This is a genomic window from Paracoccus caeni, from assembly GCF_016629665.1.
Classification (GTDB): Bacteria; Pseudomonadota; Alphaproteobacteria; order Rhodobacterales; family Rhodobacteraceae; genus Paracoccus; species Paracoccus caeni.
In genome coordinates, this window is sequence record NZ_JAEPRQ010000002.1 from 491,500 (window position 1) to 504,671 (window position 13,172).

The following is a 13,172-nucleotide window of genomic DNA, read 5'->3' on the forward strand; positions in this document are numbered from 1 at the left end:
TCTTCGAGTTTGCAAATCACAGCTAAGCGCAGTGCCCGTCCGCGGACGGGCAGCGTGAATTCGGGCTGGCACCTCGACCCTATCCGGAAAATCGTCCAAGTCTTCGCTTCCTGCATCACCGCAGCAACCATACTCGCCGCCCCTGCTCAAGCCGCGCCTCAGCGGGTCGTTTCGATCAACCTCTGCACCGATCAACTTGCGATGCTACTGGCCGCTCCGGGGCAACTCGTCTCGGTCACTGCGCTGGCCCAGAACCCAGAAATGTCGGCCATGGCCGAGGAGGCCCTCGCCTATCCCGCCAACCACGCCCGCGCCGAGGAAATCTATCTTCTCCGCCCCGATCTGGTTCTGGCGGGCGAATACAGCACCGGCCCGACCGTCGCCATGCTGCGCCGCCTTGGCGTCCGGGTCGAGGTACTGCCCCCAGCCGAAAGCATCCCCGCCATCCGCGACCAGATCACCCATATCGGCACGCTTCTGGACCGCGAGGCCGAAGCCGCCGATCTGCTGGCGCGCTTCGACACGGACCTAAAGGCCGCCACCGAACATAGGGATCGCGGGCGCGCGGCGCTTTATTATGCCAACAGCTTCACTTCGGGGGGCGATACGCTGGCAGGCACCATTGTCACGGCGGCGGGGTTCAGGAACATCGCCGACGATTACGGCATCCGCTTCACCAGCCCGCTGCCGCTGGAATTGCTGGTCATGTCCCGTCCCGACCGGCTGATCACCGGCGCGAAATGGCCGGGTCAGTCGCGCAGCGAGGCAATCCTTGACCATCCGGCACTGGCCATGCTGAGCCCCGAGAAAAGCGAAGTCACCGATGCCGATTGGGTCTGCGGGACTCCGGCCGTGCTGAATGCCATAAGATCGTTGGAATGAAGCCCCTTTTTACCCTTCTGATTCTGCTGACAGCCGCGCTGGTTCTGGCCTCGATCCTGACCGGACCGGCGGGGATCGACGGGCTGGCCGGGCTGAAGGCGCTGATCCTTGGCGGCGACGGGCCGGTGCCCATCGTCATGCAGGAAATCCGCCTGCCTCGCGCCATTCTTGGCCTTGCCATCGGGGCCGGACTGGGCCTGACCGGCGCGGCGCTGCAAGGCTATCTCCGCAATCCCTTGGCCGAGCCCGGCCTGATCGGCGTCTCCGGCATGGCTGCCCTTGGCGCGGTCATCGCGATCCAGACCGGCCTGTCGGTGACGGCCCCCCTTGCCCTACCGCTGGCGGCCCTCACCGGCGCGGCAATCGGGGTGGGACTGCTGATGGCGCTGGCCGGGCCGCGAGGCGGCTCGGTGACGCTGATCCTTGCGGGCGTGGCGATCTCGGCGCTGGCCGGGGCCGGGGTCACGCTGGTCCTGAACCTCTCGCCCAATCCTTATGCGGCGAATGAGATCGTGTTCTGGCTGATGGGGTCGCTGGCCGACCGCTCGATCCTGCATGTGGCGCTGGCAGTTCCGCCGATGGCGCTTGGCGCGGTGCTGGTCTGGACCACGCGGCGGGGGCTGGATGCGCTGACCCTTGGCGAAAGCGCCGCCGGATCGATGGGCGTCAGTGCCGGCGGTCTGCGCTGGCGGCTTGTCGCGGGGGTGGCGCTGATCGTCGGCCCGGCGACGGCGGTGGCAGGTGCCATCGGCTTTGTCGGGCTGGTCGTGCCGCATGTGCTGCGGCCCTTCGTCGGCGCGCGCCCCTCGGTCTTGCTGCCCGCCTCGGCGCTTGGCGGGGCGGTGCTGCTGCTGGCCGCCGATATCGCCGTCCGGCTGATCCTGCCCGAGCGTGATCTGAAGCTGGGCGTCCTGACCGCCATCGTCGGCGCGCCCCTGTTCCTGCACCTGATCTGGAAAACCCGCAGCGGGGGTCGCGTCTGATGCAGATGACCCTTGCCCATCTCAGCGTCACCCGCCGCAAACGCGCGGTGCTGCACGATGTCAGCCTGTCCCTGTCACCGGGCGAATTCGTCGGCCTGATCGGCCCCAACGGCGCGGGTAAATCGACGCTGATGGAGGCCGCGCTTGGCCTTTTGCCCTTCACCGGCCAATCCTCGCTGGCCGCGATGGATGCAGGCAGCCGCGCCCGCACCGTCGCCTATCTGCCGCAATCACGCGAAGTCGCCTGGCCGGTCAGCGTCGAGGATCTGATCGCCCTCGGCCGCATCCCCTGGCCCGGCAGCGGCCGCAGCGCCGCCGACCGCACCGCGATCGAGGCCGCCATCACCCGCATGGGACTTGAGGATTTCCGCAAACGCACTGCTCTGCGATTGTCCGGGGGTGAACAGAACCGCGCCCTGATCGCCCGTGCCTTGGCGCAGGATACGCCGCTTCTGTTGGCGGACGAACCGGCGGCGGGACTTGATCCGGCGCAGCAACTGGCGTCGATGCGGCTCTTCCGGACGCTGGCATCCGAGGGGCGCGGGATCATGGCCTCGATCCACGATCTGGGGCTGGCGGCGCGGTTCTGCACAAGGCTGGTGCTGCTGGCAAAGGGCCAGGTGCTGGCGGATGGCCCGCCCGACGAAGTGCTGACCGATGCGCTGCTGCAAGAGGCATTCGGCATCCGGGTAGAGCGTGTCCAGACCGCAGAGGGCGTGGCGATCCTGCTAATCTAGCCGTTAGCCGTCACGGAGGAAAACCCTCACCCGATCACGCCCAGAACCTCATCCGTCAGCGCGACGATTTCTTCGCGGGCAGCGCGATCCTTGGCCCGCTCGGTCGCGCCCAGACCAAGGCCCAGAGTCTCGGCATAAGCAACGCGATTGGCAAGCTGCGCATCCGCCACCTCTGCCCCAAGCTCTGCCGCCTTCTCGGCCACCTCCACGGACAGCCGCGTATTCGGGCGCACCCGGTTCAGTACTACCAAAACCGGAGCCTTCTCGCGCCGCGCCAGATCCAGCACACCCTCGGTCGCCCACAAATCGACATGGCTGGTCGCCACCGGCACCAGAACCAGATCGGCCACCCGCAAGGCCGGGCGCAGATCGCTGTCGATCTTTGGTGGCGTGTCGATGATCACGTAATCGAAGCGCTTCTTCAGCTTCTCGGATTCGTAGCTCGCCCCCCAGGCCGAGGAGGTCGAGAAATCCATCGCCTCATCCTCGCCCTGCGCCTGCATCCGCTCGATGAACCAGCGGCCCATGCTGCCCTGCGGATCGGTATCGACCAGCGCGACCGAATGTCCCCGCTGATGCAGTGCCACCGCCAGATTGACCGCAACGGTCGTCTTGCCCGAACCGCCCTTCTGCTGCGCCACCGTGATGATCTTGCCCGCCATCGCACTCCCCCGCCGGTTTTTTGAAAGGTTAGCGAGGCGACGCTGCGATTGCACGGCCTTTTTGCGGATGCAGCATCAACCCCTGAAAACCGCCTGAACCTCATACATGACCGGCTCGAAACTCTTGCACATGCTGTTGATTTCGCGATTGCGCTGACGCATTTCCGCGCTGCGCAGCATCGCCTGATAATCCTTGCGGTCGCGCCACTGCGAATAGGTGGCGATGCGGGTCTGCGCGTCGTTCAGATGGATCGCACCGGCGATATAGCCGGTCTGATGCCGGATGACGTGATCCCAGGCATCGGTCAGCAGATCCAGAACGTCATGGGCACTGCCGGGGGTGACCTCGAAGGTGGTGATGACGGTCTGACCTTCGAAATCAAGGCTGATATCTGGCATGGCTGGCCCTCCTCTGGCTCGCGTCACAGCCAGCCTAAGCCGATTCCGGCACGGTGCAAAGCGCCCCGGTTTCAGACCATTGCCGCCATCGGCCCCAAAGTGCATGTTCTGCAAAACGGCATCAGGCAGGAGCAGCAGATGATCCCGGTCTTCGACGGACATAACGATTTCATCCAGCGGGTGGTGACGGCTGGCGACAACGGCCCGCAGGTCTGGCTTGAAGGCGACGGCACCGGCCATATCGACCTGCCGCGCGCCAAGGCGGGCAGACTGATCGGTGGCTTCTTCGCGATGTGGACGCCCTCGCCCTCGACCCCGAACGATGCCGAGGCGATCCGCATCATGCAGAATCCGCCCTTCGCGATGCCCCTGCCCGCCGAGATCCCGCATGACGAGGCCCTGCCCCATGCCTTCCGTCAGGCCGCCGCATTGAAAGCGCTGGAACGCACCGGGACGCTGGACATCGTCAGAAGCGCCGCCGATATCCGCAGCGCCGTCGAAAAGGGCCGCATCGCCGCCATCCTCCATATGGAAGGGGTCGAGGCGATCCGCGACATGGACGCCCTGCATCTGTGGCACGCGGCGGGGCTGCGCTCGCTTGGCCCGGTCTGGTCGCGGCCCACCCGTTACGGCCATGGCGTGCCCTTCGCCTTCCCGTCCAGCCCCGATACCGGCGACGGTCTGACCGATCTGGGCCGCGCTCTGGTCCGCGAATGTAATGCGCTGCGCATCATGATCGATCTCTCGCACCTGAACGAGGCGGGCTTCAACGATGTCGCCACCCTGTCGAATGCGCCGCTGGTCGCCAGCCATAGCTGCGTCCATGCGATCAGCGCCAGCAGTCGCAACCTGACCGACCGTCAGTTGCAAGTGATCGCCGATGCACAGGGCCTCGTCGGTCTCAACTATGCCTCGGGCTTCCTGCGCAAGGACGGAAAGCGCCTGCCGCTGGAAGGCTTTGATACGATCCTGCGCCACCTTGATCACCTGCTTGGCTTCCTTGGTGAAGACGGTGTCGCGCTTGGCTCTGATTTCGATGGCGCACTGATGCCGCGTGATCTGCCCGATGTCGCCGCGCTCCCCGCGCTGATTAAGGCCATGCAGGACCACGGTTACGGCGACGCGCTGATCCGCAAGATCGCCAGCGAAAACTGGATCGGCCTGCTCGCCCGAACCTGGGGCGGCTGAGTTCTTCTTCACGCAAATATCCCGGGGGGTCCGGGGGCAGCGCCCCCGGCGTCCGAAAGAACAAAAAAGCCCGGCACTTACCGGGCTTTCTTCATTCAATCTCGATCCCGTTTACTCGGTCGCCTGCACTTCACCTTCGGGCATCGGCGCCTGCGCCATCGCCACCATCTGCGCCAGTTCAGGGTCGGCATTCAGATCGGCCAGCGCGTAGGTCGTCATCAGATGCGTCTGCGACAGCTCGATATTCTTCACCACCTGCGGGCCCGGCGCGGCGGGGCCATAGGTCTGGCCGTTCACCGCGAAATAGACCGCGCCAGAGTTGCCGGTGCGCAGCAACGGCGCCTCTTCCAGACTGGGCAGGGTGAAGCGCTCACCCGCATCCATGATCTTTTCAAGCAGGACGGTGCCATCGCTGCTGGTCACCCGCACCCAAGCCGGACGCGCCGCCAGAAGCTCCAGCGCCGGGGCATCGGCGGCGACGGTCATCGCCCCCGGCTGACCCTCGGGCATATGCGGGCCCATTTCGGTGCTGCTGGTCGCATTGGCCTGTGCCAGCGCGTTCTGAATGGCACTGGCGGGATCGACCACCGGATGCAGGGTCTGCTGCCCTTCGGCAACGACCGTCTCGGTGGGCAGGTCGGGCGCGATCAGGCCCGGATCGATGGCCGCAATCGGCCCGTCACGCGCGGTCAGGACCGGCGCTTCCAGTATCTGCGGACGATAAAGCCGGTCCAGACCCTCAGGTTCGGGCAGGTTCTGCGCCAGTTCGGCCGGATCGGTCATGTCCAGCGCTGGGCCGGTCATGCCTGCCGTCTCGGTCGGATCCAAGGCCGTCACCACGCCCGGCGTCTCGTCACCGGGGCTCAGCGTCACCCGCTGCACTTCTTGCAGCACGGTCCAGCCGCCATAGCCCAACCCCGCCACCAGCAGGATCAGCACCATCACCGCGCCAATCGCCCGAGGCTCGACACTCGACCAGAAGCTTTCTTCCTGCGGAATGAACAAGGCACGCGGATTTGCCAGCGCCTCTGCCGGGTCCGAGGGACGCCGCGCCGGTTTCGGTCCGGCGGCGGAAGGGGCCATGCCATGCGTCGGCTGAAAGCCCGATTCCAGACAGAAGCGGCGGAAGGTCCAGTCCGGGTCCATGCCAAGATAACGGGCATAGGACCGGACATAGCCGGCAATGAAGCTGGGCGTATCAAACGCGCTGATATCGCAATTTTCTATGGCGGCGACGTAAGAGGCACGGATTCTCAGCTCTCGCTGCACATCCAGAAGCGATTTTCCCAATGTCGCCCGCTCGCCCCGCATGATGTCACCGAGGCGTGTGTCTTCGTCGAGGAAATGATCAACGATCTCCTCCACCCGCATATTCTCCTCTGCCGGGGTATCATCCCGCAGCCTGCTCATTTTTGGTCTGCCCTATCGCCCGTCTGTTATTGCCCCGACCGAATCGGACGGTAACAACGTTTATTTAACGGCAGGTTATCACGCTGACGAGAGCAGTTCACCCGTGGAATTCGTTACGCACTCAATTCTGAGCGATTCAGTGCGCAGTGCGACCACAATGCATCCATAGCGCGGACCAAATGGTCGATCTGCTTCGGATCGTGCACAGGTGACGGGGTAAAGCGCAGCCGCTCGGTGCCGCGCGGGACGGTCGGGAAATTGATCGGCTGGACGTAGATGCCATAGTCGTTCAGCAGCATGTCGGACAGCATCTTGCAATGGACCGGATGCCCGACATGGACCGGGACGATATGGCTGCCATGATCGATGATCGGCATGCCAAGCCCTTGCAGCCGCATTTTCAGGATTCTGGCGTGCAATTGCTGGGCATCGCGCAGCTTTTGCCCCTCGGCCGATTTCAGGAACCGGATCGAGGCCGCCGCCCCTGCCGCCACCGCAGGCGGCAGCGAGGTGGTGAAGATAAAGCCCGGCGCATAGGACCGGATCGCGTCCACCATCTTCGCGCTGGCCGCGATATAGCCGCCGAAGACGCCAAAGGCCTTGCCCAGGGTGCCGTTGAAAATATCGATGCGGTCGGTCAGCCCGTCACGCTCGGCCACGCCGCCACCGCGGGGGCCATACATGCCGACGGCATGAACCTCATCCAGATAGGTCAATGCGCCGAATTCATCGGCCAGATCGCAGATCGCCTCGATCGTGCCAAAATCGCCATCCATCGAATAGATCGATTCGAAAGCGATCAGCTTCGGCGCAGCAGGATCGTCGGCCTGCAGCAATTCGCGCAGATGGGCCACGTCATTGTGGCGGAAAATCCGCTTCTCGCCGCCATTGCGCTTGATCCCCTCGATCATCGAGGCATGGTTCAGCGCGTCGGAATAGATGATCAGGCCGGGGAACAGCTTCGGCAGGGTCGAAAGCGTCGCATCATTGGCGATATAGGCGCTGGAAAAGACCAGGGCGGCCTCTTTCCCGTGCAGATCGGCAAGTTCGGCTTCCAGCCGCTTGTGATAGATCGTCGTCCCCGAGATATTCCGTGTCCCGCCCGAGCCTGCGCCCACGGCGTCCAGCGCCTCGTGCATGGCGGCCAGAACCACCGGATGCTGACCCATTCCCAGATAGTCGTTGCCGCACCACACGGTCACGTCCTGACGCACGCCATCGGGGCGGGTCCAGACGGCATGGGGGAACTGGCCATTCGTCCGCTCGATATCGATGAAGGTGCGGTAGCGACCTTCCTCGTGCAAGCGGCCTATGGCCTGATCCAGAGCGGCGTCATAATTCATTGCGGAGCGTTCCCTTGCATAGCTGGCTGGGTGCAATCATTGTCCGATCACGCACGGTGCAACGTTGATAACGCCCAAATCACCAAAATGACAGGGCGAAATTGTCGCAGTGAGACTAAAGCATCATTGCGAAAACCTATAAAACCACTCGGAAAACGGAGGCTCTCATGTCCGATGATATGAAACTTGAACAGGTTCTGAAGGCGCTGGATGAGGATCTTCCGAACGCGCTTGACCGGCTGCTGGGCTTCCTGCGCATTCCCTCGATCTCGACTGATCCGGCGCATAAGGGCGATGTCCGCAAGGCGGCGGAATGGCTGCGCGATGAACTGGCGTCACTGGGCTTTGACGTCGCTGTCCGCGACACGCCGGGTCATCCGATGGTCGTCGCCCATTCGCAAAAGGGCAGCGCCCGCCCGCTTCTGTTCTACGGTCACTATGACGTGCAGCCCGTCGATCCGCTGTCGCTGTGGGAGTTTGATCCTTTCGACGCCCAGATCGCCGACACGCCCAACGGCCCGGTGATCCGCGCGCGCGGATCGTCCGACGACAAGGGCCAGTTGATGACCTTCGTCGAGGCGTTCCGTGCATGGAAGGCCGTCCATGGCGAATTGCCCAGCGATCTGGTGCTGCTTCTGGAAGGGGAAGAGGAATCCGGCTCGCCCTCTCTGCAGCCCTTCATGCGCGAGAATGCAGACGAGCTTCGCGCCTCGCTGGCGATGATCTGCGATACCGAGCTTTATTCGGATGGTCGCCCGGCCATCGTCACGCAGTTGCGCGGGCTGGTCGGCGAAGAGGTGATCATCCGCGCCGCCGACCGCGATCTGCATTCCGGCATGTATGGCGGCGTCGCGGCCAACCCGATCATGGTGCTGGCCGAGGCATTGGCCGCGCTGAAGGATGAGAATGGCCGGGTCGTGCTGGAGGGGTTCTATGACGGCGTCGAGGATCTGAGCAATCAGAAGCGCGCCGATTGGGAATCGCTGGGCTTTGACGTGGCGGATTATCTGGGGCGTATCGGCCTGCAAAACCCAATCGGCGAAAAGGGCCGCACGCCCCTGGAAATGATGTGGAACCAGCCCACGGCGGAAATCAACGGCATCACCGGCGGCTATACCGGCGACGGCTTCAAGACCGTCCTGCCCGCCGAGGCCCGCGCCAAGGTCAGCTTCCGGCTGACCGGCAAGCAAGACCCGGCAAAGGTCCGCGCCGCCTTCCGTGCCCATATCGCCCGTTTCCTGCCCGCCGATTGCAGTGTCGAGTTTCACGAACATGGCGGCAGCCCGGCCAGCGTCATGGACACCGCCGATCCGGCCTATACATCGGTCCGGGCGGCGCTCTCTGATGAATGGGGACGCGAGGCGGCCTTTATCGGCTCGGGCGGCTCGATCCCGATTGCGGGGGATTTCAAGCATATCCTCGGGATGGATTCGGTGCTGGTGGGCTTTGCCCATGACGACGACCGCATCCATTCCCCGAACGAGAAATATGACGTTGAAAGCTTCGCCAAGGGCTCCCGCTCCTGGGCGCGGATCGTGGCGGCGTTGCGGTAACGTTACCGGGCGGCGGCGACCTCAGACTTTGGTTGCCGCCACCGACGGGGTCACGGCCCTGCCCCGCAGCCGCGCCTCGCGGAAGGTGATGTAGCTGATCGCGCCGATCATCAGCCCGCCGCCGATCAGCACCCACCCGTCCAGCGGCTCGTGAAAGACCAGCACCCCCAGCAGGCTGGCCCAGACCAGTTGCAGGAACACCACCGGCTGCGTCACCGTCATCGGCGCGGCGGCAAAAGCCCGCGTCATCGTGTAATGGCCAAGCGTCGCAAAGACCGCGACCAGCCCCAGCCAGCCCACCTGCCCCCATGTCGGCGGCACCCAAGCGGCCAGTGCAATCGGCGCAAGGCCGATCGACACCGTCAGCGACATCATCGCGACGACGACCGAGGCCGGCACCTGATCCGAAATCCGCTTCGCCACCAGATAGGACGCGCCAAACGCGACCGAGGCCAGTATCTGCGACAGATGCCCCGGATCAAGTTCGCGCAGACCGGGCCGCAGCACGATCAGCGCACCGATCAGGGCGATCACGATGGCCCCGATCCGCCGCGCCGCCAGTCGCTCGCCCATGATCAGGGCCGCGCCGATGGTGACGATGATCGGATTGAGAAAGCCGATGGCCGTGACCTCGGCCACGGTGATCCGCGACATCGCATAGAACCACGCGATCACCGCAACCACATGCAGCGCGCCCCGCCCGACGAACAGCCCCCAGATCTGCGGCGAGAATCCCCGCCGCAGCGCCGGAACCAGCGCCGGGATCAGAAAGACCAGTCCGATGAGAAACCGGATGAATGCCGCCTGCGAGGCGGGCAGCGCCCCATCCAGTCCGCGCACGATCCCGTTCACCGCGACAAAGCAAAGGCCCGTCGCCAGCATCCAGCCAATCCCGATCAGGTCGCGGCGCGTATCACTCTGCATTTGCATGATCTGCAATTGAGCAGATTTCCCGTGCCATGCAAGCGCCTATCCGGCGATCAGGGCCAAAGCGATGGCCCACATGACACAACCGACACAGATCTCCAGCACTTGCCAGGCGCGCGGTCGGGCAAAAACCGGCGTCAGCAGCCGCGCCCCGTAGCCCAGCGAGAAGAAGAACAGAAACGACGCGCAGATCGCCCCTGCCGCAAAAGCCATCTTATCCGGCCATTGCGCCGAAATCGCGCCCAGCAGCACCACCGTATCCAGCCAGACATGCGGGTTGAGCCAGGTCAGCGCCGCAATCGTCGCCAAAGTGGCGGCCAGCCCCGCCTGCCGCCCCTCGGGCCGCAACGCACCTCCGCCCGCCAGCGCCGCGCGGAAGGACCGCGCCCCATACCAGATCAGAAACGCCGCCCCCGCCCATCGCATCGCATCGGCAAACCACGGCATCGCCGTCGCGATCCCCGACATGCCCGACACGCCAGCCGCGATCAGCACCGAATCCGACAGCGCGCAGAACAGCACGACCGCCAGAACATGCCGCCGCATCAGCCCCTGCTTCAGCACGAAGGCATTCTGCGCCCCGATGGCAAGGATCAGCGAAAACCCGGTTCCGAAACCGGCAAGCCATGAAATCATCGACGCCTCCTGATTTCGCTTGCTGATGCCATGGGCGCCGATTTAGCTAAAGTGAATTTACCTTATCCCAATGAAGCTGCGCTAATGATCGACTATCCCGCCCTTGCCGCCCTGACCGAAGTGCTGCGCCGCGGCTCGTTCGAGGCGGCGGCTTCTGCGCTGAACGTTACGCCTTCGGCAATTTCGCAACGCATCCGCGCGCTTGAAGACCGGATGGGCGCGGTGCTGGTTGATCGCGGCCCGCCCGTCACCGGAACCGAGACCGGCCACCGCCTCGCCGCGCATCTGGATCAGGTGCGGCTCTTGGAAAGCACCCTGCCCGACCGCAGCGACCGCCCGCCGGTCCTGCGGATCGCGGTCAATGCCGACAGTCTGGCAAGCTGGGTGATGCCGGTGCTGCCCTCGGCGCCGGGCTTCGTCGATCTGGTCATCGACGATCAGGATCATGCGCTGGATTGGCTGCGCAGCGGTCAGGTCATCGCCGCGATCACCAGCGACAGCCGCCCGGTCACCGGCTGCGACAGCTTCCCCCTGGGCCGGATGCGCTACCGCGCCACCGCAAGCGTCGATTTCGCCCGCAAGCATTTCAAGGGCGGCGTGACGGCGGCGAACCTTTCCACCGCACCGTCGCTTTGCTTCAACGCCAAGGACACGCTGCAAAGCCGCTGGGCGCAGATGGCCACCGGGCAAAAGATCACCCTGCCGATGCACCGCATCCCGTCGTCGCAGGCTTTTGTCGAGGCAACGCGCCTTGGACTTGGCTGGGCGATGAACCCCGAGATCATGATCCGCGAGGAACTGGCCAGTCGCCGCCTGATGGACCTGAAATCCGCGCTGCCGCTGGACGTGCCGCTTTACTGGCAGGTCAGCCGCATCACCGCGCGAGCCATCGCCCCTCTGACCGAGGCGATCCGCAAGACCGCCCGTGCAACCCTGCTGAGTTGACCCCATAGCGCTGCCACGGGGGGAGGTCGCGGCACGCGACGAGGGGGCAGAGCCCCCTTCCCCCGCCCCCGGCAAGGTCCGTCGGTCGAAGATAAGTGAGCGCGATGAAGAATGGGGAGAGCAGAGGGCAGTGCCCGACCGCGGGTGGGCGCCTGCGACAATGGTTATACGCGCTTTATCGTGCCACCCCGTCGTCGCTATCTGTTGCGCGCAGCCTCACCAAAATGCCCGCCCGTCCGGGCGGTCGGGCACTGCCCGGCGTCGCCCAAGGGCGACTTGATTCCGGGCGGGTGCTCTGACTTCAGCGAGGCAAGGGCCGCCTACAACTGAGCGGCGACCTCTTCCGACAGATCGAAATTGCCGGTGACGTTCTGCACGTCGTCATCGTCTTCCAGCGTGTCGATCAGCTTCATCAGCTTCTGCGCCGTCTCGACATCGGCAATCTCGGTCGGCGATTGCGGCTTCCAGATCAGCTTCGCCGTCTCGGATTCGCCAAGCGCCGCCTCAAGTGCGGTCGAGACCTCGTTCAGCGCGGTATCCGCGCAATAGATCCAGTGGCCTTCCTCGTCGGTCTCGACATCATCCGCGCCCGCTTCGATGGCGGCTTCCATCACCGTGTCGGCATCGCCCGCAGACAGCGGATACATGATCTCGCCCACCCGGTCGAACATGAAGCTGACCGAGCCCGTCTGCCCCAGATCGCCGCCCGATTTGGTGAAATAGCTGCGCACGTTCGAGGCGGTGCGGTTGCGGTTGTCGGTCATCGCCTCGACGACCAACGCGATACCGTTGGGGCCGTAACCCTCGTAGCGGATTTCTTCGTAATTCTCGGCGTCGCCGCCCTGCGATTTCTTGATCGCGCGGTCGATCACGTCCTTGGGGACGGAATTCGACTTGGCCTCTTTCACGGCCAGCCGCAGACGCGGGTTCTTTTCGGGATCAGGGTCGCCCATCTTGGCGGCAACGGTGATCTCTTTCGACAGTTTCGAGAACAGCTTCGAACGGGCGGCGTCCTGCCGGCCCTTGCGATGCTGAATATTGGCCCATTTGGAATGGCCTGCCATGGTCGGTCCTTCGCAATGCAATCATTCTGGATTCGGCTGCTTTTAGTCCAGCCACCCCCGCCGTCGCAAGACGAAGACGCAAACGAAAGCGCCGCCCACAAGACCGGGGCGGCGCTGAAACTGCATTGATCCGTGATCCCTGCCCGATCAGGGCAGCATCGCCACGCCCATGATCCGGCGAATTTCGGCGTCGCGGTTCAACCCGCGCGCATCAAGTTCGGCATCCGGCACGCGCGACAGGCTTTCAAGCGCCTGCATCCGCGACGAAGTTTCGAACAGGATCACCACGCCACGCCACAGCGCCTTGAAGGGCGCGGCGAAGGCGGAAAGGGTCAGGGCCGAGATTTTCGTCTCAAGCGTTGCAGTGCTGGCCATGTGCAAACTCCTTCGTGTGACACAAAGCGGTTTCCTCCCTGCCCGATATATCGGAACTTCCCCCCGCA

The 13,172-nt window shown here is 64.4% G+C and carries 14 protein-coding genes; 6 read left to right on the plus strand and 8 right to left on the minus strand.

Features of this window, described 5'->3' with window-relative positions; genetic code table 11:
- The first annotated feature begins 54 nt into the window (after positions 1-54).
- From JJJ17_RS09035 to JJJ17_RS09045, 3 genes are read left to right on the plus strand one after another with little or no spacing between them, the layout of a single operon-like run.
- Complete coding sequence (locus JJJ17_RS09035) at positions 55-882, plus strand: ABC transporter substrate-binding protein (RefSeq protein WP_325168791.1); 828 nt, start codon at positions 55-57, stop codon at positions 880-882.
- Complete coding sequence (locus JJJ17_RS09040; RefSeq protein ID WP_200685600.1) at positions 879-1,865, plus strand: FecCD family ABC transporter permease; 987 nt, start codon at positions 879-881, stop codon at positions 1,863-1,865. Before JJJ17_RS09035 ends, JJJ17_RS09040 begins: the two co-directional genes overlap by 4 nt.
- Positions 1,862-2,602 carry an ABC transporter ATP-binding protein gene (locus JJJ17_RS09045; protein WP_200685805.1) on the plus strand — a complete coding sequence of 247 codons (741 nt, stop codon included), beginning with the start codon at positions 1,862-1,864 and terminating at the stop codon, positions 2,600-2,602. The genes JJJ17_RS09040 and JJJ17_RS09045 overlap by 4 nt, the downstream gene beginning before the upstream one ends.
- A 26-nt stretch (positions 2,603-2,628) precedes the next feature.
- Here JJJ17_RS09045 and parA read toward each other — a convergent pair whose 3' ends face one another.
- Positions 2,629-3,264, minus strand: coding sequence for a ParA family partition ATPase (parA, locus tag JJJ17_RS09050; protein WP_200685602.1), 636 nt, complete (start codon positions 3,262-3,264; stop codon positions 2,629-2,631).
- Positions 3,265-3,339: 75 nt separating this feature from the next.
- A complete protein-coding gene (locus JJJ17_RS09055; protein ID WP_200685603.1) occupies positions 3,340-3,663 on the minus strand; it encodes an antibiotic biosynthesis monooxygenase family protein in 324 nt (107 codons plus the stop codon).
- A 138-nt stretch (positions 3,664-3,801) separates the two neighbouring features.
- Between JJJ17_RS09055 and JJJ17_RS09060 the strand changes: the two genes are divergently transcribed.
- Positions 3,802-4,851 carry a dipeptidase gene (locus tag JJJ17_RS09060; protein ID WP_200685605.1) on the plus strand — a complete coding sequence of 350 codons (1,050 nt, stop codon included), beginning with the start codon at positions 3,802-3,804 and terminating at the stop codon, positions 4,849-4,851.
- Positions 4,852-4,962: 111 nt separating this feature from the next.
- On the opposite strand, the gene JJJ17_RS09065 is transcribed toward JJJ17_RS09060, so the two are convergent.
- Together JJJ17_RS09065 and hemA are read right to left on the minus strand one after the other, a co-directional pair.
- Entirely contained in the window at positions 4,963-6,261 is a 1,299-nt protein-coding gene (locus tag JJJ17_RS09065; RefSeq protein WP_200685607.1) for a helix-turn-helix domain-containing protein, read from the minus strand.
- Between the two features lie 113 nt (positions 6,262-6,374).
- Positions 6,375-7,604: a 5-aminolevulinate synthase gene (hemA, locus tag JJJ17_RS09070; protein WP_200685609.1), complete on the minus strand. Its 1,230-nt coding sequence runs from the start codon at positions 7,602-7,604 to the stop codon at positions 6,375-6,377.
- A 179-nt stretch (positions 7,605-7,783) separates the two neighbouring features.
- On the opposite strand from hemA, the gene JJJ17_RS09075 reads away from it, so the two are divergent.
- Entirely contained in the window at positions 7,784-9,157 is a 1,374-nt protein-coding gene (locus JJJ17_RS09075) for a M20/M25/M40 family metallo-hydrolase (RefSeq protein ID WP_200685807.1), read from the plus strand.
- A gap of 21 nt (positions 9,158-9,178) precedes the next feature.
- On the opposite strand, the gene JJJ17_RS09080 is transcribed toward JJJ17_RS09075, so the two are convergent.
- Together JJJ17_RS09080 and JJJ17_RS09085 are read right to left on the minus strand one after the other, a co-directional pair.
- Positions 9,179-10,087: a DMT family transporter gene (locus JJJ17_RS09080; protein ID WP_200685610.1), complete on the minus strand. Its 909-nt coding sequence runs from the start codon at positions 10,085-10,087 to the stop codon at positions 9,179-9,181.
- Between the two features lie 39 nt (positions 10,088-10,126).
- Entirely contained in the window at positions 10,127-10,720 is a 594-nt protein-coding gene (locus JJJ17_RS09085; protein WP_200685611.1) for a LysE/ArgO family amino acid transporter, read from the minus strand.
- Positions 10,721-10,804: 84 nt separating this feature from the next.
- Here JJJ17_RS09085 and JJJ17_RS09090 point away from each other — a divergent pair, with 84 nt between their 5' ends.
- A complete protein-coding gene (locus tag JJJ17_RS09090) occupies positions 10,805-11,665 on the plus strand; it encodes a LysR family transcriptional regulator ArgP (protein WP_200685612.1) in 861 nt (286 codons plus the stop codon).
- 320 nt (positions 11,666-11,985) lie between these two features.
- Here JJJ17_RS09090 and JJJ17_RS09095 read toward each other — a convergent pair whose 3' ends face one another.
- Positions 11,986-12,729, minus strand: a complete 744-nt coding sequence (locus JJJ17_RS09095; RefSeq protein WP_200685613.1) for a YebC/PmpR family DNA-binding transcriptional regulator — start codon at positions 12,727-12,729, stop codon at positions 11,986-11,988.
- A 147-nt stretch (positions 12,730-12,876) separates the two neighbouring features.
- Entirely contained in the window at positions 12,877-13,104 is a 228-nt protein-coding gene (locus tag JJJ17_RS09100) for a hypothetical protein (RefSeq protein WP_200685614.1), read from the minus strand.
- Positions 13,105-13,172: the final 68 nt, after the last annotated feature.